General features: G+C 61.4%; 18 protein-coding genes. 15 read left to right on the top strand and 3 right to left on the bottom strand.

The window, feature by feature from the left end:
• The first annotated feature begins 34 nt into the window (after positions 1 to 34).
• The 15 genes from ACZ5J0_RS09550 to ACZ5J0_RS09620 all read left to right on the top strand — a co-directional run bounded on the left by ACZ5J0_RS09550 (position 35) and on the right by ACZ5J0_RS09620 (position 16,031).
• The gene (locus ACZ5J0_RS09550; RefSeq protein ID WP_464094669.1) at positions 35 to 844 is read left to right on the top strand and encodes a trans-aconitate 2-methyltransferase; all 810 of its coding nucleotides are present in this window, start codon (positions 35 to 37) and stop codon (positions 842 to 844) included.
• 154 nt (positions 845 to 998) lie between these two features.
• A complete protein-coding gene (locus tag ACZ5J0_RS09555) occupies positions 999 to 1,379 on the top strand; it encodes a GntR family transcriptional regulator (RefSeq protein WP_142939244.1) in 381 nt (126 codons plus the stop codon).
• A 65-nt stretch (positions 1,380 to 1,444) separates the two neighbouring features.
• The gene (gene uvrA, locus ACZ5J0_RS09560) at positions 1,445 to 4,369 is read left to right on the top strand and encodes an excinuclease ABC subunit UvrA (RefSeq protein ID WP_464094670.1); all 2,925 of its coding nucleotides are present in this window, start codon (positions 1,445 to 1,447) and stop codon (positions 4,367 to 4,369) included.
• 114 nt (positions 4,370 to 4,483) lie between these two features.
• A complete protein-coding gene (locus tag ACZ5J0_RS09565; protein ID WP_166840778.1) occupies positions 4,484 to 5,200 on the top strand; it encodes an HAD hydrolase-like protein in 717 nt (238 codons plus the stop codon).
• The gene (locus tag ACZ5J0_RS09570; RefSeq protein WP_142939241.1) at positions 5,187 to 5,855 is read left to right on the top strand and encodes a lysophospholipid acyltransferase family protein; all 669 of its coding nucleotides are present in this window, start codon (positions 5,187 to 5,189) and stop codon (positions 5,853 to 5,855) included. Before ACZ5J0_RS09565 ends, ACZ5J0_RS09570 begins: the two co-directional genes overlap by 14 nt.
• 58 nt (positions 5,856 to 5,913) lie before the next feature.
• Positions 5,914 to 7,929: an excinuclease ABC subunit UvrC gene (gene uvrC / locus ACZ5J0_RS09575; protein ID WP_166840776.1), complete on the top strand. Its 2,016-nt coding sequence runs from the start codon at positions 5,914 to 5,916 to the stop codon at positions 7,927 to 7,929.
• Between the two features lie 132 nt (positions 7,930 to 8,061).
• Positions 8,062 to 8,985, top strand: a complete 924-nt coding sequence (gene rapZ, locus ACZ5J0_RS09580; RefSeq protein WP_142939239.1) for an RNase adapter RapZ — start codon at positions 8,062 to 8,064, stop codon at positions 8,983 to 8,985.
• The gene (locus tag ACZ5J0_RS09585) at positions 8,985 to 10,001 is read left to right on the top strand and encodes a gluconeogenesis factor YvcK family protein (RefSeq protein WP_142939238.1); all 1,017 of its coding nucleotides are present in this window, start codon (positions 8,985 to 8,987) and stop codon (positions 9,999 to 10,001) included. Before rapZ ends, ACZ5J0_RS09585 begins: the two co-directional genes overlap by 1 nt.
• Before the next feature lie 9 nt (positions 10,002 to 10,010).
• On the top strand, positions 10,011 to 10,991 hold the full coding sequence (gene whiA / locus ACZ5J0_RS09590; protein WP_062069705.1) for a DNA-binding protein WhiA: 981 nt from the start codon (positions 10,011 to 10,013) through the stop codon (positions 10,989 to 10,991).
• A gap of 173 nt (positions 10,992 to 11,164) precedes the next feature.
• Positions 11,165 to 11,788 carry a superoxide dismutase gene (locus ACZ5J0_RS09595; protein ID WP_091467344.1) on the top strand — a complete coding sequence of 208 codons (624 nt, stop codon included), beginning with the start codon at positions 11,165 to 11,167 and terminating at the stop codon, positions 11,786 to 11,788.
• Positions 11,789 to 12,059: 271 nt separating this feature from the next.
• Positions 12,060 to 13,070: a type I glyceraldehyde-3-phosphate dehydrogenase gene (gene gap / locus ACZ5J0_RS09600; RefSeq protein ID WP_089595055.1), complete on the top strand. Its 1,011-nt coding sequence runs from the start codon at positions 12,060 to 12,062 to the stop codon at positions 13,068 to 13,070.
• Positions 13,071 to 13,079: 9 nt separating this feature from the next.
• Positions 13,080 to 14,306, top strand: coding sequence for a phosphoglycerate kinase (locus ACZ5J0_RS09605; RefSeq protein WP_464094671.1), 1,227 nt, complete (start codon positions 13,080 to 13,082; stop codon positions 14,304 to 14,306).
• A 76-nt stretch (positions 14,307 to 14,382) separates the two neighbouring features.
• Entirely contained in the window at positions 14,383 to 15,198 is an 816-nt protein-coding gene (tpiA, locus tag ACZ5J0_RS09610) for a triose-phosphate isomerase (protein WP_166840771.1), read from the top strand.
• 36 nt (positions 15,199 to 15,234) lie between these two features.
• Positions 15,235 to 15,492 carry a preprotein translocase subunit SecG gene (gene secG / locus ACZ5J0_RS09615; protein ID WP_017198454.1) on the top strand — a complete coding sequence of 86 codons (258 nt, stop codon included), beginning with the start codon at positions 15,235 to 15,237 and terminating at the stop codon, positions 15,490 to 15,492.
• 143 nt (positions 15,493 to 15,635) lie between these two features.
• On the top strand, positions 15,636 to 16,031 hold the full coding sequence (locus tag ACZ5J0_RS09620; protein WP_142939235.1) for an RNA polymerase-binding protein RbpA: 396 nt from the start codon (positions 15,636 to 15,638) through the stop codon (positions 16,029 to 16,031).
• Here the strand turns inward: ACZ5J0_RS09620 and pgl are convergent.
• From pgl to zwf, 3 genes are read right to left on the bottom strand one after another with little or no spacing between them, the layout of a single operon-like run.
• The gene (gene pgl, locus ACZ5J0_RS09625; RefSeq protein WP_208095884.1) at positions 15,984 to 16,754 is read right to left on the bottom strand and encodes a 6-phosphogluconolactonase; all 771 of its coding nucleotides are present in this window, start codon (positions 16,752 to 16,754) and stop codon (positions 15,984 to 15,986) included. The two genes, ACZ5J0_RS09620 and pgl, sit on opposite strands and share 48 nt — an antisense overlap.
• Before the next feature lie 37 nt (positions 16,755 to 16,791).
• Positions 16,792 to 17,733: a glucose-6-phosphate dehydrogenase assembly protein OpcA gene (locus ACZ5J0_RS09630; RefSeq protein ID WP_142939233.1), complete on the bottom strand. Its 942-nt coding sequence runs from the start codon at positions 17,731 to 17,733 to the stop codon at positions 16,792 to 16,794.
• Positions 17,730 to 19,274 carry a glucose-6-phosphate dehydrogenase gene (gene zwf, locus ACZ5J0_RS09635; RefSeq protein ID WP_464094672.1) on the bottom strand — a complete coding sequence of 515 codons (1,545 nt, stop codon included), beginning with the start codon at positions 19,272 to 19,274 and terminating at the stop codon, positions 17,730 to 17,732. Before zwf ends, ACZ5J0_RS09630 begins: the two co-directional genes overlap by 4 nt.
• Between the last annotated feature and the right edge of the window lie 11 nt (positions 19,275 to 19,285).

Genomic DNA, 19,285 nt, shown 5'->3' on the forward strand with positions numbered 1-19,285 from the left:
CCCAGCAAGGGTGGCAGAGGCGAGGAGGCTTTCAGTGAAGTGGGATCCGTCCAAATACGTGGAGTTCGGCAACCATAGGGACAGGCCATTCCATGACCTTGTCGCGAGGGTGCGGTCCATCCAACCGGCGAAAATTGTTGACCTTGGCTGCGGCCCGGGAAACTTGACTGCAACGCTTGTCGAGCGCTGGCCCGAGTCCCAGGTTGTGGGCATCGATTCGTCGGAGGAAATGCTGCTCCGGGCAGAATCCCTGAAGGAGGAGTACCTCCCGCAGCGGTCCCACCACCAGACGCCGGCCAGGCTAACTTTCGAGCAAGGTGACATCGCGGACTGGGAACCGGATGCGGAGACGGACGTGGTGGTCACCAATGCTGCCCTCCAATGGGTTCCCGGGCACCTGGACTTGATGCCCGGCTGGATTCGCGCTCTTAAACCCGGGGCTTGGTTTGCCATGCAAGTGCCGGGCAACTTTACGTCCCCGTCCCACACACTTATGCGGGAATTGGCCGAATCCCCAAAGTGGTCCGGGCGGCTTGGCGGCGTGCTCCGGCACGATGGCGCAGTGGGCAGTCCTGCGGACTACTTGGGAATCATGCTCGACGCCGGATGTGCGGCTGACGCTTGGGAGACCACATACCTCCAGGTTCTGCAGGGGGAGGACCCGGTACTGGAGTGGGTCCGCGGCACGGGACTGCGTCCTGTGTTGGCAGCTTTGTCGGCGGAAGAGGCTGCTGATTTCGAAGGCCAGTATGCCGCCCTTCTGCGTCAGGCCTACCCTTCAACGAACCACGGAACGGTCTACCCATTTCGTCGCATATTTGCCGTAGCGCACAAGCCGGAATGAACTTGCAGAACTCTTCGCCGCAGGTAGTATTCACCTTCCCGCACCGTGACGGCTTGTCCGTTGCCCGCGTCGCTGGTCTAATTCTCGGCATGGACCAAGGACGCTTCGAACACCAGATTCCCCGGATGGACCCGGCACCAGGCCGGAGTTCACTGTGACTCCCACCGGAGATTTTCCAGGCAACTGGCGACCCAACACCGGCAGTGCTGTTGCGCTCTTTGAACAGTTGAGACTCCGGATCATCGAACTCATTGATGCAGGAGTCCTGGCTGTCGGCGCCAAGCTTCCTCCTGTTCGCAATCTGGCGGGGGCCTTGGACGTCGCACCCCACACCGTGGCCCGTGCATACAAAGAATTGGAAGCAGCAGGCGTCGTGGCTACCCGCGGGCGCAACGGCACCGTGGTTTGCGCGCGGGATGACCGTTGGGGCGCGCTGGCAGGTGTCGCCGCTGAATACGCCGCCGCCTCGAAGGCCCAGGGAGCTTCATTCGCCGAGGCAGTGCAGCTTCTTGCTGCCGCATACGACGCCGACTGATACCGATCAGTAGCATGTGAGGCACGACATGGAAATTCGAAGAAGTTTTCGATTAGCATTGGTAGGTGCCCAAAGCCTTAGCTGAAGATACCGCCATGGACGCCTTGAACGGCGTCCCCGCTCTTTCCGATACCAAACCCGCCAAGCCGGACCTTTCCCGCTTGGTGGTTAAGGGTGCCCGGGAACACAATTTGCGCAACGTGGACCTCGACCTACCGCGCGACGCCATGATCGTGTTCACAGGACTCTCCGGTTCCGGCAAGTCCTCCCTGGCTTTCGATACCATCTTCGCCGAAGGCCAGCGTCGCTACGTGGAGTCATTGTCCGCATATGCACGTCAGTTCCTTGGCCAGGTAGACAAACCTGATGTCGACTTCATCGAGGGTCTGTCTCCGGCGGTATCCATCGACCAGAAGTCCACCAGCAAGAATCCACGGTCCACGGTGGGCACCATCACCGAGATTTACGACTACATGCGTTTGCTGTGGGCGCGCGTCGGTCGTCCGCACTGCCCTGTCTGTGGCGAGCCTATCGCCCGGCAGACACCTCAGCAGATTGTGGATCAGCTCCTGGAACTGGATCCGGGTACCCGATTCCAGGTCCTTGCCCCCGTTGTGCGAGGACGCAAGGGTGAGTTCGTCGATCTTTTCAAGGAATTGACGGCGAAGGGCTATTCCCGCGCCCGCGTAGACGGCGAGCTGGTTCAGCTGAGCGATCCGCCCAAACTCGGCAAGCAGTTCAAGCACACCATTGAAGTTGTAGTGGACCGCCTGGTGGTCAAGGAAGAGATCAGCCAACGCCTCACTGATTCCGTCGAGACCGCCCTCGGCCTCGCTGAAGGCCGTGTGCTGGTGGAGTTCGTGGACCTTGAGGCCGAGGACCCCAACCGTATCCGCGCCTTCTCAGAGAACCTGGCGTGTCCCAACGAACACCCCCTGGCCATCGATGAGATCGAACCCCGTTCGTTCTCCTTCAACAACCCCTTTGGCGCCTGCTCTGCCTGCAGCGGCATCGGCACCAGGCTGGAAGTGGATGAAGAACTGATTGTTCCCAATCCCGAGTTGTCCCTTGGCGAGGGTGCCATTGCCCCTTGGGCCCTTGGCACAGCCACCACGGAGTACTGGAACCGTCTACTTGAGGGGCTGGCGCACGAGCTGGGCTTCTCCATGAAGACCTCCTGGGAGAAACTGCCCAAGGACATCCGGAATACGGTCCTGCACGGCAAGGACCACAAGGTGGTTGTCCAGTACAAGAACCGCTTTGGCCGCGAGCGTAAGTACAGCACCGGCTTCGAGGGTGCCATACAGTACGTTCACCGCAAGCACGGAGAAACAGACTCCGACTGGGCTCGCGACCGGTACGAAGAGTACATGCGTCAGATTCCGTGCCCCGAGTGCAACGGTGCCCGTCTCAACCCTGCCTCGCTGTCCGTGCTCATCAACGGTAAGTCGATCGCCGAGGTTGCAGCCCTGCCCATGCGTGAGTGCGCGGAGTTCCTGGGCAGCCTTACCCTGACCAACAGGGAAGCCCAGATTGCCAACCAGGTCCTGAAGGAGATCCAGGCCCGCCTGACCTTCCTCCTGGACGTTGGACTGGAGTACCTGAACCTTGAACGCCCTTCGGGAACCCTGTCGGGCGGTGAGGCTCAGCGCATCCGTCTTGCCACCCAAATTGGCTCTGGCCTGGTGGGTGTCCTCTATGTTTTGGATGAGCCATCCATTGGTTTGCACCAGCGGGACAACCGGCGGCTCATCGAGACGCTCACGCGCCTCCGGGACCTCGGTAACACCCTGATCGTCGTGGAGCACGACGAAGACACCATCCACGAAGCCGACTGGGTGGTGGACATCGGACCGGGTGCCGGCGAGCACGGCGGCCAGGTAGTGCACTCCGGTACCTACAAGGAGCTGCTGAAAAACACGGAGTCACTGACCGGTGACTACCTGTCCGGTCGTCGCAAGATCGATGTCCCCACCAAACGCCGTAAGTACGACAAAAAGCGTGAACTCAAGGTTGTAGGTGCCCGGGAGAACAACCTCAACAATGTTGACGCCACGTTCCCCCTGGGACTTTTCACGGCGGTCACTGGTGTCAGTGGATCCGGCAAGTCCACGTTGGTGAACGAAATCCTCTACAAGGTCCTCGCCAACAAGCTCAACGGAGCCAAGCAGGTTGCAGGCCGCCACCGCACAGTTGCTGGACTCGAGCACCTGGACAAGGTGGTCCACGTTGATCAAAGCCCCATCGGCCGTACACCCCGGTCCAACCCAGCTACGTACACCGGTGTCTTTGACAACATCCGGAAACTCTTTGCTGAGACCACCGAAGCCAAGGTGCGGGGCTACCAGCCGGGGCGCTTCTCCTTCAATGTCAAGGGCGGGCGCTGCGAGGCTTGTTCGGGCGACGGCACACTGAAGATCGAAATGAACTTCCTGCCGGATGTCTATGTTCCTTGCGAAGTGTGCCACGGCGCCAGGTACAACCGGGAAACCCTTGAGGTTCACTACAAAGGCAAGACCATTGCGGACGTCCTCAACATGCCCATTGAAGTAGGTGCCGAGTTCTTCGCTGCCTTCACCCCCATCGCACGGCATTTGAAGACCTTGGTGGATGTGGGCCTGGGCTACGTCAGGCTTGGCCAACCTGCAACCACACTCTCAGGCGGCGAGGCGCAGCGCGTGAAGCTGGCAGCCGAGCTTCAGAAGCGGTCGAACGGACGCAGCATCTACGTCCTCGATGAGCCCACCACGGGCCTGCACTTTGAGGACATACGTAAGCTGCTCCTGGTTCTTCAGGGCTTGGTGGATAAGGGCAACACCGTGATCACCATCGAACACAACCTGGATGTCATCAAATCCGCGGACTGGATTGTGGACCTTGGTCCCAATGGTGGTTCGGGCGGCGGGAAGATCGTGGCCACAGGAACGCCGGAACAGGTGGCCAAATCCGCGGACAGCCACACGGCGACCTTCCTGGCCGAGATTCTCTGATAGCTACTCAAGGGCGGCCGGAAGGCCGTCAGGGAATATCTCTGCGACCCTGGAAGTATTCCTGTAGCGGCATGCGAGTTTCAGGCATGCCGCTACTCGTGAGAAACTAACCCGGTGACTCAAACAATGGTGCCCGTAATATTCGATCTGGACGGCACCCTTGTCGATCCTGCCGGAGGTATCACGGGAGGCATTTCTGCAGCCCTCCGGGAAATGGAGCTCCCTGTTCCGGAGCAAGCCGTCTTAAATTCAATGGTGGGGCCTAAACTCAGCGACTCCCTTCTGCATTTGGCCAACGTCCCCGGCGAATTGGTGGATGAAACCATTGAGCGATACCGGCGTCACTATAGGGAAACCGGTATTGGCCAGAGCAAGCTGTACCCGGGCATCTTCGATCTCCTTGAGTATTTCGCGGAGACCGGCCGGGCCGTTGCGGTAGCCACCCAGAAGCCACAGTCAATTGCGCGGCTGGTGCTTGAGCACCACAGAATCGCAGACTTTTTCGTCTCCATTCGGGGTGCTGCGGACGACGAATCCCTCAAGGCCAACACGGCGCCCGGCAAAGTCGAGATCGTGGGCGCGGCCTTGAAGGATCTTCACTCCCAGCCGGCCGTCATGGTGGGGGACAGGCATCAGGACGTCGCGGGTGCTTTGGCCAATGGACTGGACTGCATCGGGGTCAGTTGGGGTTTCGCCCCGGACGGTGAACTTGAGGAAGCCGGAGCAGTCGCAGTAGTAAGCACCGCCGTGGAGCTTCGCAGCACAATTGAAGAACTTGACGCTGTCCGCGCGGCAGCCCTGAGCGAGGTACAAAACGATGGCAGTCTTTGATGCGATCCGCTGGACAACCCGTGGCCTGATCTCCTCCACGTGCCGTCCAACGGTCATTGGACTGGAGAACGTTCCCAAGGATGGGCCATTCATCGTGGCACCCAATCATCTGTCCTTCCTGGACAGCGTCATCGTCCAGGCGCTCATGCCCCGGCCTGTTGCTTTTTTTGCCAAGGCGGAATACTTCACCACCAAAGGCGTCAAGGGCGCGGTGATGAAGTCGTTCTTTGAAGCAGTGGGTTCCATTCCCGTTGAGCGCGGCGAGCAGGCGGCCAGCGTGCAGGCGCTCAAGACGCTGCTGGACATCCTGGAATCCGGTAAGGGCATCGGCATCTATCCTGAAGGCACCCGGTCCCGGGACGGCATCCTATACCGGGGCAGGACGGGTGTGGGCTGGCTGGCCCTCACTACTGGCGCTCCGGTGATCCCGGTGGGGTTGATCGGCACCGAGAAACTGCAGCCTGCGGACAAGAACGCAGTCCGTCCCCAGCACTTCACCATGAAAGTGGGCGAGCCCCTTTACTTCGACAAGACAGGCCCGGACCATTCGTTGCCGGCCAGGCGCGAAGTCACTGACAAGATCATGGATGCCATTGCGGTGCTCAGCGGGCAGGAACGGTCCACAAGCTACAACCAGAGCAAGTCTGTTGACTAAGGCCTGGTAAACCGGCTCCGTGGCAAAGAGTGTCGTTACGGTTCACTAGACTGGAATCGTGGCAGATCCAGCAAGTTACCGGCCCCAAACGGGTGAAATTCCCACCACCCCCGGCGTCTATCGTTTCCGTGACCCCCATGGTCGGGTCATTTATGTGGGCAAGGCAAAGAACCTCCGTTCCAGGCTGAACTCGTATTTCGCCAACCCTGCAGGTCTTCTTCCCAAGACCCATGCAATGGTCCACGCGGCCAGTAGCGTGGAATGGACCATGGTAGGCAGCGAGCTGGAATCGTTGCAGTTGGAATACACGTGGATCAAGGAGTTCAAGCCACGGTTCAATGTGGTCTTCCGGGATGACAAAACTTATCCCTACCTAGCGGTCACCATGGGGGAGAAATATCCCAGGGTCCAGGTCATGCGTGGCGAGAGAAGGAAAGGGACCCGGTATTTCGGTCCCTACACTGCCGGTGCCATCAGGGAGACCATGGACACTCTTCTGCGGGTCTTCCCCGTGCGGAGTTGCAGCGCCGGTGTCTTCAAGCGGGCTGAGTCCAGCGGCCGGCCCTGCCTTCTGGGGTATATCGACAAATGCTCGGCACCCTGTGTCGGACGGGTTACCCCTGAGGAGCACCGTGGACTGGCTGAGGACTTCTGTTCCTTCATGGGCGGCGAAGCCAAGCGTTTTATAGGCCGGCTGGAAAAGGACATGGCTGCCGCCGTTGCTGAACTGGACTACGAGCGCGCGGCGGGCCTGCGGGACGACATCATCGCCCTCCGTAAGGTCTTTGAACGGAACGCAGTGGTCCTTGCCGAGGACACTGACGCAGACGTCTTCGCCCTCCATGAGGATGAACTTGAAGCGTCCGTTCAGGTGTTCCACGTGCGCGGCGGCCGGGTCCGGGGCCAGCGCGGTTGGGTGGTGGAAAAGGTGGAAGATGCCACCTCCCCGGAACTGATCGAACATCTGCTGCAGCAGGTTTATGGAGAAGACAGTGAAGTTCAGGGCCGCATCCCACGGGAAGTCCTGGTTCCCGAGAACCCCAGCAACCATGCGGAACTGACTGAATGGCTGGGGGGATTACGCGGGGCAAGGGTGGACATCCGGGTCCCGCAGCGCGGTGACAAGGCTGCCTTGATGTCCACGGTGCGCGAGAATGCGGAGCAAGCACTGAAGCTGCACAAGACGCGGCGCGCTGGAGACATTACCGTTAGGTCCGTTGCACTTCAGGAACTGCAGGAGGCGTTGGAGATTCCGGTTCCCCTGCTGAGGATTGAATGCTTCGATATTTCCCACGTCCAGGGCACCAACGTGGTCGCGTCCATGGTGGTAGTGGAAGACGGGCTGCCCAAAAAATCGGATTACCGGAAGTTTTCCATCACGGGTGCTGCGGCCACGGACGATACCGCAGCCATGCACGACGTCCTCACGCGCCGGTTCAGGCACTACCTGACGGACAAAGCTGCCCAGGTCCCCATTGTTTCCGGGGAGATCGTCAACCCCACGCGAACCGGCGCCAAAAGCAGTGCCAAGCTTCCGACGTCGGACCCTGAAGTTCAGGCCCCGAAGGCCAAATTCGCGTATCCGCCCAATCTTGTGGTGGTGGACGGCGGGCAACCGCAGGTCAACGCCGCGGCCCGCGCCCTAGCGGAGTTGGGCATTGATGACGTTTACGTGGTGGGGCTGGCAAAGCGACTTGAGGAAGTCTGGCTCCCGGACAGCGACTTCCCCGTCATCCTTCCCCGAACATCTCAAGGCCTGTACCTGCTGCAGCGCATTCGCGACGAAGCCCACCGATTCGCCATCACGTTCCACCGGCAGAAGCGCGGCAAGGCGATGACGGTCTCGGCCCTGGATGGCGTTCCTGGGCTGGGTGAGGCAAAGCGAAAGGCACTGGTGGCGCATTTTGGCTCACTCAAGAAGATCAAAGCCGCGTCAGTGGAGGAGCTGACATCGGCCAAGGGCATCGGACCGGCGCTTGCAGCCGCGGTGGTCCAGCACCTTGGTGCTACTGAGGATTCAGGTGAAACGGCACCGGCGGTGAACATGACCACCGGCGAAATCCTTGAATCTTAGCTAGGGTAAGAACTTGTCCGGTCGGCGCGATCGAGCTGCCGGACGCCTGTAACCGGCTGCTTGCACCACGGCGCCCCGGGCGGCAACCACGATCATTTTCACTGACCACTTCCTACGAAACGGGGACAACTGATGGATGAGGCTACGGCAGGGTCCGGCACGGAGCAGGACGGCCTGACGCCCGTGAAGCCGCCGGAGGCTGAGCTGTTGGTGGTAACCGGCATGTCGGGTGCCGGCCGCAGCACCGCCTCGGACGCCTTGGAGGATCACGGCTGGTATGTGGTGGACAACCTTCCTCCGCAGATGCTGGGTACCCTGGCCGAAATTGTCTCGCATGCGCCCAAGTCCATTCCCAAGCTGGCAGTAGTGGTGGACGTTCGCAGCAAGGATCTCTTCACGGACATCCAGACCGCTCTGGGGGCATTGAGCGCAAGCGGCATCACGTTCCGGGTCCTCTTCCTGGATGCCAATGACGACGTCCTGGTCCGCCGTTTCGAGCAGGGTCGCCGCCCGCATCCGTTGCAGGGCGGCGGGAGGATCCTGGACGGCATCGGGATTGAGCGTGAGGTCCTGCGCGAACTGCGTGAACACGCCGATGTGGTACTGGACACCTCCGACTTCAACGTCCATGGGCTGGCCACCGCCATCACTGAATTATTCAGCGATACCGGCCCTGTGACACTTCGGCTCAATGTCATGAGCTTTGGTTTCAAGTACGGGCTCCCCGTGGATGCGAACTTCGTGGCGGACGCCCGCTTCATTCCCAACCCGCACTGGGTTCCCCAACTTCGGCCCCATACGGGCCTGGATGAGGACGTCAGCGAGTATGTCCTGGGCGCGGCGGGTGTCCAGGAGTTCGTGGATCGTTACGTTCGGGCGTTGGAGCCTGTCCTGGACGGCTACCGGCAGGAGAACAAGCATTACGCCACGCTGGCTGTTGGTTGTACAGGAGGCAAGCATCGCTCAGTGGCGGTGGCCATGGAACTGTCCAAGCGCCTGGCCCAATACCCCCGCGTAACAGTGACCACCACCCACCGCGACCTGGGGCGTGAATAGTGGGGGTCCTGACGGGACCGCTGCCACTCATTCCGCCCAAGGGCGTTCCCGGCAGCCAACAGAAGAAGAGCCCCTCCGTGGTCGCCCTGGGTGGCGGTCACGGACTGGCCGCTTCGTTGTCCGCCCTGCGGCTGCTCACCTCTGAGCTGACGGCAATCGTCACAGTCGCGGACGACGGCGGCAGTTCCGGGCGTCTGCGTGAGGAGTACGGTGTCCTTCCGCCCGGAGACCTTCGGATGGCGCTCAGCGCCCTTTGCGACGATACGGACTGGGGGCGGACGTGGCGGGACGTCATGCAACACCGCTTCGAAGCCGGTTCGGCTAAAGGCGGTTCGCTGGATAACCACGCCATGGGCAACCTCCTGATCGTCACGTTATGGGAGCTGCTGGGGGACACTGTTGCCGGCCTCAAGTGGGCGGGAGCGCTGCTTGGCGCCCGCGGCCAGGTCCTGCCCATGTCCAGCGTTCCCCTCACCATTGAGGGCAAGGCCCGCGTGGAGTTGCCCGATGGCGGCAATGAACTAAGGACGGTTCGGGGACAGGCGAAATGTGCCGTGGCAGGAAAGCTGGAAGAAGTCAGGCTCCTTCCCGATGCCGCCCCGGCCTGCGTGGAGGCTCTCACTGCTATCGAGCTTGCTGATTGGGTCATCCTCGGCCCCGGCTCCTGGTACACCTCGGTTCTGCCGCACTTGCTGCTGCCTGAGCTGCGGCGGGCCCTCGGTGACACCGCCGCCAAACGCTGCCTCACCATGAACCTGGATGTGGAAACCAAGGAAACTTCCGGCATGACCGCAGCGGACCACTTGGACGTTCTACGCCGCTATGCGCCTGAGTTCACAGTGGACGTGGTCCTGGCCGATCCCGCAGCCGTGCAGGATCTCAAGGCTTTTGAGAAGGCCGCTGCAATGATCGGTGCCGAAGTGGTGTTGGGTAGAGTAGGTGCGTCGAGGCGCCGCCCCGTCCATGATCCACTGCTGTTGGCAGCGGCGTACCACGATATTTTCGGGAACAGTTAGGAACACGCGATGGCACTTACTGCGTCGGTCAAGGACGAACTGTCCCGGCTGGACATCAAGAAATCTTCGGTCCGCAAGGCGGAGGTTTCGGCAATGCTGCGTTTTGCGGGCGGCTTGCACATCATTTCGGGACGTATCGTCATCGAGGCTGAGGTGGATCTTGCCTCCACCGCACGCCGTCTCCGGGCAGCGATCGCCGAAGTTTACGGACATCAGAGTGAAATAATCGTTGTTTCCGGCGGAGGCTTGCGCCGGGGGAGCCGCTACGTCGTCCGCGTTGTCCGTGACGGCGAGGCGCTGGCCCGCCAAACCGGTTTGCTGGATGGCCGTGGGCGCCCTGTCCGCGGTCTCCCTTCAGCGGTCGTGAACGGCTCCGCTGCAGATGCTGAGGCTGTGTGGAGGGGTGCATTCCTTGCTCATGGCTCGCTGACCGAACCGGGTCGCTCCTCCTCCCTTGAAGTGACCTGCCCCGGCCCTGAATCGGCGCTGGCACTGGTCGGCGCAGCCCGACGCTTGGGGATTCAGGCCAAGGCGCGTGAAGTTCGCGGTGTGGACCGCGTGGTCATCCGCGACGGCGACACCATCGCTGCTCTCTTGACCCGCATGGGCGCGCATGACGCCCTGATGGTTTGGGAAGAACGCCGGATGCGAAAAGAAGTACGGGCCACCGCCAACAGGCTGGCCAACTTTGATGACGCCAATCTTCGGCGCTCGGCGCAAGCCGCTGTGGCAGCGGGCGCCAGGGTGGACCGCGCGTTGGAGATCCTGGGAGACGACGTCCCTGACCACCTCAAGTACGCAGGGGAGCTTCGTGTTGCCCACAAGCAGGCGAGCCTGGATGAGCTCGGCCGCCTCGCCGATCCGCCCATGACCAAGGACGCCATCGCGGGCCGTATCCGACGGCTCCTTGCCATGGCGGACAAACGTGCGGTGGATTTGGGCATTCCCGGGACTGAGGCAAATGTGACTCCCGAAATGATGGACGAGTAGGGCGCACCCATAGAATCGAGAAAGTGCGGAGGAAATACTGCAAGGCCACCGCGGGTTGTTCCCGATGGAGGCAAGAGCAGTTTGCTTCGCCAAGGATTTCCGGCCGGCCCGCTGGCCGGATGACATAACGAGAGTTACCAACCGGACGTGAGTCCACTACATTGGAGGATTTCGTGACAGAGTACGTTCTGCCCGAGCTCGGCTACGACTACGCAGCACTCGAGCCGCACATTTCTGCAAAGATCATGGAGCTGCACCACAGCAAGCACCATGCGGCATACGTTGCAGGCGCCAACAACGCCCTCTCCCAACTGGCCGATGCGCGCGAGAAGAATGATTTCGCCAACATCAACCGCCTCTCCAAGGACCTCGCGTTCCACACCGGCGGCCACATCAACCACTCCGTGTTCTGGAACAACATCTCCCCGGACGGCGGCGACAAGCCCGAAGGCGAACTCGCAGCCGCTATCGACGACGCCTTCGGCTCGTTTGATGCTTTCCGTGCTCAGTTCAGCGCAGCTGCCCTGGGCCTGCAGGGTTCCGGCTGGGCTTTCCTGGCCTATGAGCCCATCGGTGGAAACCTGCTCATCGAGCAGCTCTACGATCAGCAGGGCAACGTAGCCGTGGGCACCACCCCGCTGCTGATGCTGGACATGTGGGAGCACGCCTTCTACCTGGACTACGTCAACGTCAAGGCTGACTACGTCAAGGCATTCTGGAACATCGTCAACTGGGCAGACGTCGCCAAGCGCTTCGAAGCCGCCCGCGCCAACGCCACGGGCCTCATCGTCCTCTAGTTGGTGAGTTCCGGTTCACGCAGATGTAATAAAAGTCACCTTTAGCGTGAAATCGGGCGAAATGCTCAAAAGCCTGCCTCCGCAGTTGCGGGGGCAGGCTTAGTTAAACGTAAGATGGATCACGGAAGGCGGTTAGCCTTCAGCAACGTGGCTGGTCGCCCTCCGATCTGATAATCACCTCTGCCCAAAGACGTGCGGGGTCTGTTAGTTGGAAATATTTGATCCGACTCACTAGGCGTGCTTGCAAGAGCACCAAGGAGATTGACACATAGTGACCACCCGTATTGGTATCAACGGCTTCGGCCGCATCGGCCGTAACTACTTCCGCGCAGCACTGGCCCAGGGCGCAGATCTTGAGATCGTGGCAGTCAACGACCTCACCAGCCCCGAAACGCTCGCGCACCTCCTGAAGTACGACTCCGTCGGCGGCCGTCTCGCCCAGACCGTGGAAGTTGTCGATGGAAACCTGGTAGTTGACGGTAAGTCCATCAAGGTCCTTGCTGAGCGTGATCCCGCCAACCTGCCTTGGGGCGAGCTTGGTGTCGACATCGTCATCGAGTCCACCGGCTTCTTCACCAAAGCTGCAGCCGCACAGAAGCACATTGATGCCGGCGCCAAGAAGGTCCTCATCTCTGCACCTGCCAGCGACGAAGACATCACCATCGTCATGGGCGTCAACCACGAGCTGTATGACCCCGCAGCCCACAACATCATCTCCAACGCATCCTGCACCACCAACTGCCTCGGCCCGCTGGCCAAGGTTGTCAATGACGCTTTCGGCATTGAGCGCGGCCTGATGACCACGGTCCACGCCTACACCGCAGACCAGAACCTGCAGGATGGCCCGCACGGAGATCTCCGCCGTGCCCGCGCTGCTGCGATCAACATGGTCCCCACGTCCACCGGTGCTGCCAAGGCAATCGGCCTGGTCCTCCCGGAACTCAAGGGCAAGCTGGATGGTTACGCCATTCGCGTGCCCGTCCCCACCGGCTCCGCTACGGACCTCACGGTCACTGTTTCCCGCGAAGTCACGGTTGAGGAAGTCAACGCTGCCGTCAAGGCTGCCGCAGAGTCCGAGCAGTTCGCTGGAATCCTCAGCTACACGGACGCCCCCATTGTGTCCTCGGACATCGTCGGAGACCCCGCCTCTTCCATCTTCGATTCCGGCCTCACCAAGGTCATTGGCAACCAGGTCAAGGTTGTTTCCTGGTATGACAACGAGTGGGGTTACTCCAACCGCCTCGTAGACCTCACGGAGCTCGTCGCATCCAAGCTGGGCTAGGGTAGACACATGACATCTCACACCCTCAACGAACTCATCGCTGAAGGTGTCCGCGGGCGGTACATTCTGGTCAGAAGTGACCTGAATGTGCCGCTCGACGGCTCTGCAGTGACCGACGACGGCCGTATCAAGGCCTCCCTTCCGGTCCTCAAGAAGCTGTCGGACGCCGGTGCCCGTGTGCTCGTAACCGCCCACCTCGGCCGCCCCAAAGGCACACCTGAGGAAAAGTACTCCCTGAAGCCCGCTGCAGCCCGTCTGGCGGAACTCGCGGACTTCACGGTCCAGCTGGCCGAAGACACGGTGGGAGATTCCGCCAGGGCGCTTGCAGCCAATCTCCAGGACGGCGAAGTTCTCGTCTTGGAAAACGTTCGGTTCGATGCCCGCGAAACCAGCAAGGACGACGCCGAGCGTGGCGCGTTTGCTGACGAACTGGTTGCCCTCACCGGAACAAACGGTGCCTTCGTCGATGACGCTTTTGGCGCCGTCCACCGGAAACACGCCAGCGTCTTCGATGTCGCTACTCGCCTGCCGTCGTACCTGGGCGACCTCGTTCACACGGAGGTAGAGGTTCTTCGGAAGCTCACCACGGACACCCAGCGTCCCTACGTTGTGGTTCTGGGTGGCTCCAAGGTTTCGGACAAGCTGGCAGTCATCGACAACCTCCTGGGCAAGGCTGACACCATCCTGGTTGGCGGGGGAATGCTCTTCACCTTCCTGGCCGCAGCCGGACACAAGGTCGCGGGCAGCCTCCTTGAAGAGGACCAGATTCCTGTCGTCCAGGATTACCTCAAGCGCGCGTCCGATGCCGGAACGTCGTTCGTGATCCCCACAGACGTGGTGGTCGCAAGCCGTTTCGCTGCAGACGCTGAGCACGAGGTCGTCAAGGCAGACGCCATTGAGGACAGCCGTTTTGGTGCTTCCGGGATTGGGCTTGATATTGGCCCGGAATCAGCCTCGGCATTCGCTGCCCAGATCGAGGGTGCCAAAACCGTGTTCTGGAACGGCCCCATGGGCGTCTTCGAATTTGAGGCCTTCTCCAGCGGCACGCGCGCCATTGCGCAGGCCCTGACGGATACCGTTGCGTTCACCGTAGTTGGTGGCGGCGATTCTGCTGCAGCAGTCCGCACCCTCGGCTTCGAGGATTCGCAGTTCGGCCACATTTCCACCGGTGGCGGCGCCAGCCTGGAATACCTTGAAGGCAAGGAACTTCCCGGTCTGAGCGTCCTGGACCGCTAAGCATCAACCGACCGGCAGGGCGCAACCGCGTCCTGCCGGTCGTTCCATATCTCAACGCATTTTTTTTGGAGTTCATGTGACTACCTCTGCTAACGGCAACTTCATCCGCAAACCCTTCATCGCCGGCAACTGGAAGATGAACATGGACCACGTCCAGGGAATCACCTTGCTGCAGAAGCTGGCTTGGACACTGTCCGACGCCAAGCACGACTACAGCCGTACCGAGGTGGCAGTGTTTCCTCCGTTCACGGACCTCCGCGGTGTCCAGACGCTGGTTCAGGGTGACGAGCTGGAAGTCGTCTACGGCGGCCAGGACCTGTCCCAGTTTGACTCCGGCGCTTACACGGGCGATATCTCCGGTCAGTTCCTGAGCAAGCTTGGCTGTGCCTACGTCCTGGTGGGCCACAGTGAACGCCGCACTATCCACAACGAGTCTGACGATGTTCTGAACGCCAAGGTCAAGGCCGGCTTCCGTCACGGAGTTACTCCCGTACTGTGCGTAGGAGAGGGCCTTGAGATCCGTCAGGCGGGCACGCACGTGGAGCACACCCTGGCTCAGCTTCGCGCCGGTGTGGAAGGCCTCACGGCTGAGCAAGCTGCTGAACTCGTTGTGGCTTACGAACCCGTCTGGGCCATTGGCACCGGCGAAGTCGCGGGCCCGGAAGACGCACAGGAAATGTGCGCAGCCATCCGTGCTGAGCTCGCCGAACTCTTCGACGAAACCGTCGCAGCGAAAACACGACTCCTCTACGGCGGCTCTGTCAAGGCCAACAACGCTGCAGCCATCATGGCAGAAAGCGACGTTGACGGATTGCTTGTGGGTGGCGCCAGCCTGGACCCCGCTGAGTTTGCTAACATTGTCAGGTTCGAGAGCCACCTCGTCACGGACTAGTCCGGCTCCCGATTTCCGCTTCTTCGAAAGGCCGTCGTGGACGTTCTTCAAGTCATTCTGCAGATCCTGCTGGGCATCACCAGCCTTCTGCTGACTCTGCTCATCCTCCTGCACAAGGGACGTGGCGGCGGTTTGTCCGACATGTTCGGTGGTGGTATGAGCTCCGGATTGAGTTCGTCCGGTGTCGCCGAGCGTAACCTGAACCGCTTCACCATTATCCTTGGCATCACGTGGGGCGTCGTGATCATCGGCTTGGGCCTGATCATGCGATTCACCTCCGGTGGCGATTCCTAGTCATACCAGGAAAGGGAGGCTCCTGACGGGAGCCTCCCTTTTTTGTCCCGGGCACCCAACGCTACTGCCGCCGTCGGGCCCCTCGCACTAGACTTGCCCTGTTGGCCGTGACGGCCCACCACCGAGTCGCGAGGGGTTCGAAAATGGTTCATGGCACGTCCGGATATCGGGGCACACGCGTAGGCGTTACCCAGGGTTCCAGTCCGCGACATCAGAGCGACCACGGCCCCGGACAACAAGTGCCGCGTATTCGCGTTCCCTACTGGTGCGCCAAGGGACACGAAACGCGGCTTGTTTTCCTTAAACTGCCGGACGAGCAGATTCCCAAGACGTGGGACTGTCCCAAATGTGGTTCGCCCGCCACGCGCGACCCCGGGAATCCGGCCCCGGAAAGACCTGACGATGAGATTTTCAAATCGCACCTGGACTACGTTAAAGAAAGACGCTCCAGCCAGGATGCCGAAGTGGCCCTGGCCGGAGCGCTGGATCGGTTACGCGCCCGCGGGGTCCTTCCGGACCAACTGCTGGGGGACACGTGACGCCGCATTCTCGTCGATAAGCCATAGGGTCCTCGCCCGCCCCACCGGACCCGCTGCGGGGACCTGAACAGGGTTGGCACCCGCGAGGGCCAGGCCCACGGCTCCTGCCTTATCCTCGCCGGCAACAACCATCCAGATTTCCTGTGCGGTATTGATCGCTGGAAGCGTCAGCGAGATGCGCGACGGCGGCGGCTTAGGTGAGTTCTCCACGCCCACCACAGTGCGGGTCTTCTCGCGAATTCCGGCTTGCTCAGGAAAGAGCGATGCTACGTGTGCGTCTGGTCCAACGCCCAAGAGCAGGATGTCAAAGCGCGGCAGGATTCCCGGTTGCTCAGGCCTGTTGTCTGATGTGTCTGCTGCGTGCTCAGCCTCAGCAGCTGCCTTGAGCTCCTGGGCGTAAGCTGCTGCTGCTTCGTCAGCTGTGGCATATGCATCGGTGGAGCCGGGTTCGTGAACCCTGGCCGGGTCGACCGCCAAGTGGGCTAGCAGTGCTTGGTGGGCCTGGCGCGTGTTCCTGTCATCGCTGTCGGCAGCGACGAACCGTTCATCGCCCCACCAGAAGTTCACCCTCGACCAATCCACGGCAGGTGCGGCAGCGGAGTCAGCCACAGCCTTCAGGGTCCCGATACCAACGGTTCCGCCGGTGAGGACCACCGTGGCCTCGCCATGCTTGTCCTGGACATCCACAAGCTTGGTGATCAGACGTGCCGCTATGGCGGCCATCAACACCTTCGAGTCGGGGTGGATACTTACTCTGGGCTCAGCGTGCACTGGTCTGGACTCTCCTCTGACTGGTAAGTGGAAGTCCCATCGTAATCACTTCTCCGAACACTTCGTCCGGATCAAGCCGCCGCAGTTCTTCAGCGAGGCAGTCCTTGAGGCTTCGGCGGGGGAGCGTGATGCGTTGTGCCGGCTGCCCGGGTTGGGTCAGCTCGGCAACAGAGAGGCCGGGACGGAAGAGCTGGACGTCGCCACTGGCACGCGTCAAACGGACACGGCGGATACCGGTACCTGCAGGGTCTGCCACAATCGTGACGGGAGCCTCCAGCGCCAGACTGAGCCAAGCTGCCAGCAGCAGTGTGCTGGGGGAGTCGGAAGCACCTTCAACGGCAACGGCTGAGACGGGGTCGCTATCGACCTGGTCGAAGACAGCTGCGAGTTGCATGCGCCAGTTGGTCAGGCGGGTCCATGCCAGATCGGTGTCGCCGGCTTTGTAGGTGGCACGGATGTTTTCCAGGGCCAGGCGCGGGTCCGGCTCGTTGGCGGAGTCGGTGATGCGTCGGTGCGCGATGCGGCCGATGGAGGTCTCACAGGCGCTTTCCGGCGCGCCGTGAGGCCACCACGCCACGATCGGTGCGTCCGGCAGCAGGAGAGCGGCCACGAGGGATTCGCTTTCGTGGGCCATGTGACCGTGACCTCGCAGGACGATGACTTCAGATGCACCGGCGTCGCCACCGACGCGGATCTGCGCGTCGAGGCGGTCAGGACCTTCAACGCCTGCGTCGGCGAGGACAATGATCCGGCAGGGGTGTTCCCTGCTGGCTTCGTTGGCCGCTTCGATGGCTTCTTCTTCATACCCGGACTTCGTCACCACTACCAGGGTCAGCACACGGCCCAGGGCAATCACGCCGCCTTGCTCGCGCAGGGACATGATCTTCTTGGAGATCTTGGAGGTGGTTGTGTCGGGAAGATCTACGATCATGGCCTTCTCCAGGTTCGTCCGTCACGGGCCAGCAAGGCATCGGCCGAGGCCGGCCCCCAACTACCCGGTGCGTAGGGTTGCGGTTGTTCATCGAGCCCGGCCCAGTATTCCTCGAACGGGTCAAGGATCTTCCAGGACAGTTCCACTTCCTGGTGGCGCGGGAACAGCGGCGGCTCACCCAGAAGTACGTCCAGGATGAGGCGTTCATAGGCTTCGGGGCTGGACTCGGTGAAGGAGTGGCCGTAGCCGAAGTCCATGGTGACATCGCGGACTTCCATCTGCGTGCCCGGAACCTTGGAGCCCAACCGGATGGTTGCGCCCTCGTCGGGCTGCACGCGGATGACCACGGCGTTCTGTCCAAAGTCGTCCTCGCCGTGATCACGGAACAGCAGGTTGGGGGCGCGTTTGAAGACCACGGCGATCTCCGTGACGCGACGGCCCAAACGCTTGCCGGCCCGCAGATAGAACGGCACACCATTCCACCGACGCGTGTTGATGTCCACCCGGATCGCGGCGAACGTCTCGGTCTTGGAATCGGCCGGGATTCCGTCTTCGTCCAGGTAGCCCAGGACTTCCTCGCCGCCCTGCCAGCCTCCGGTGAACTGACCACGTGCGGAGTGTGTGGAGAGGTCCTCGGGCAGCTTGACCGCTGCGAGGACCTTTTCCTTCTCCGCCCGCAAGTCATCGGCGTTGAAGGAGATGGGCTCTTCCATCGCTGTCAACGCGAGCAACTGGAGCAGGTGGTTCTGGATAACATCGCGGGCAGCACCCACGCCGTCGTAATACCCCGCACGCCCACCGGTGCCGATGTCCTCGGCCATGGTGATCTGGACGTGGTCTACGTAGTTGGCGTTCCAGAGCGGTTCGAACAGCTGGTTCGCGAAGCGCAACGCCAGGATGTTCTGCACCGTCTCCTTACCCAAGTAGTGGTCGATCCTGAACACGGCGTCAGCCGGGAATACCGACTCCACAATGTCGTTGAGCTGGCGGGCAGACTCAAGATCGTGCCCGAACGGCTTCTCGATGACCACACGCCGCCACTGCCCCGGCTTCGCCTGCGCCAAGCCATGCTTGGACAGCTGCCGGCAGACCTGTTCAAACGCTTTGGGCGGGATGGACAGGTAGAACCCGTGGTTCCCACGGGTTCCCCGGGTCTCATCCAGCTCATCCAGGACATCGCCCAGACGTTCGAAAGCGTCGTCGTCGTCGAACTCGCCCTGAACAAAACGGATACCGGAGGCAAGCTGCTCCCACACCGCTTCATCAAATTTGGTCCGCGCGTGCGCCTTGACGTTTTCCTTGACTTCGGCCGCGAACTCGGCGTTGTCCCAGTCACGGCGGCCGAAGCCCACCAACGCGAAGCTGGGAGGCAAGAGACCGCGGTTGGCGAGATCATAGACCGCCGGCATGAGCTTCTTACGAGCCAGGTCCCCGGTGACTCCGAAGAACACCAACGACGACGGCGCGGCAATCCGATTCAGGCGACGGTCCCGCGGATCCCGCAAAGGATTCCGGGTACTGCCGTTCTTAGTTTCTGGCATGTTTGGTTCTG

Source organism: Arthrobacter sp. DualSoilB13 (genome assembly GCF_055389195.1).

Bases quoted from the DNA above. Each gene is read 5' to 3' on its own strand.
- zwf (WP_464094672.1), bottom strand. From the start codon at position 19,274: ATGCCAGAAACTAAGAACGGCAGTACCCGGAATCCTTTGCGGGATCCG.
- ACZ5J0_RS09605 (WP_464094671.1), top strand. From the start codon at position 13,080: ATGACATCTCACACCCTCAACGAACTCATCGCTGAAGGTGTCCGCGGG.
- whiA (WP_062069705.1), top strand. From the start codon at position 10,011: ATGGCACTTACTGCGTCGGTCAAGGACGAACTGTCCCGGCTGGACATC.
- ACZ5J0_RS09620 (WP_142939235.1), top strand. From the start codon at position 15,636: ATGGTTCATGGCACGTCCGGATATCGGGGCACACGCGTAGGCGTTACC.
- rapZ (WP_142939239.1), top strand. From the start codon at position 8,062: ATGGATGAGGCTACGGCAGGGTCCGGCACGGAGCAGGACGGCCTGACG.
- ACZ5J0_RS09570 (WP_142939241.1), top strand. From the start codon at position 5,187: ATGGCAGTCTTTGATGCGATCCGCTGGACAACCCGTGGCCTGATCTCC.
- pgl (WP_208095884.1), bottom strand. From the start codon at position 16,754: ATGGCCGCCATAGCGGCACGTCTGATCACCAAGCTTGTGGATGTCCAG.
- ACZ5J0_RS09630 (WP_142939233.1), bottom strand. From the start codon at position 17,733: ATGATCGTAGATCTTCCCGACACAACCACCTCCAAGATCTCCAAGAAG.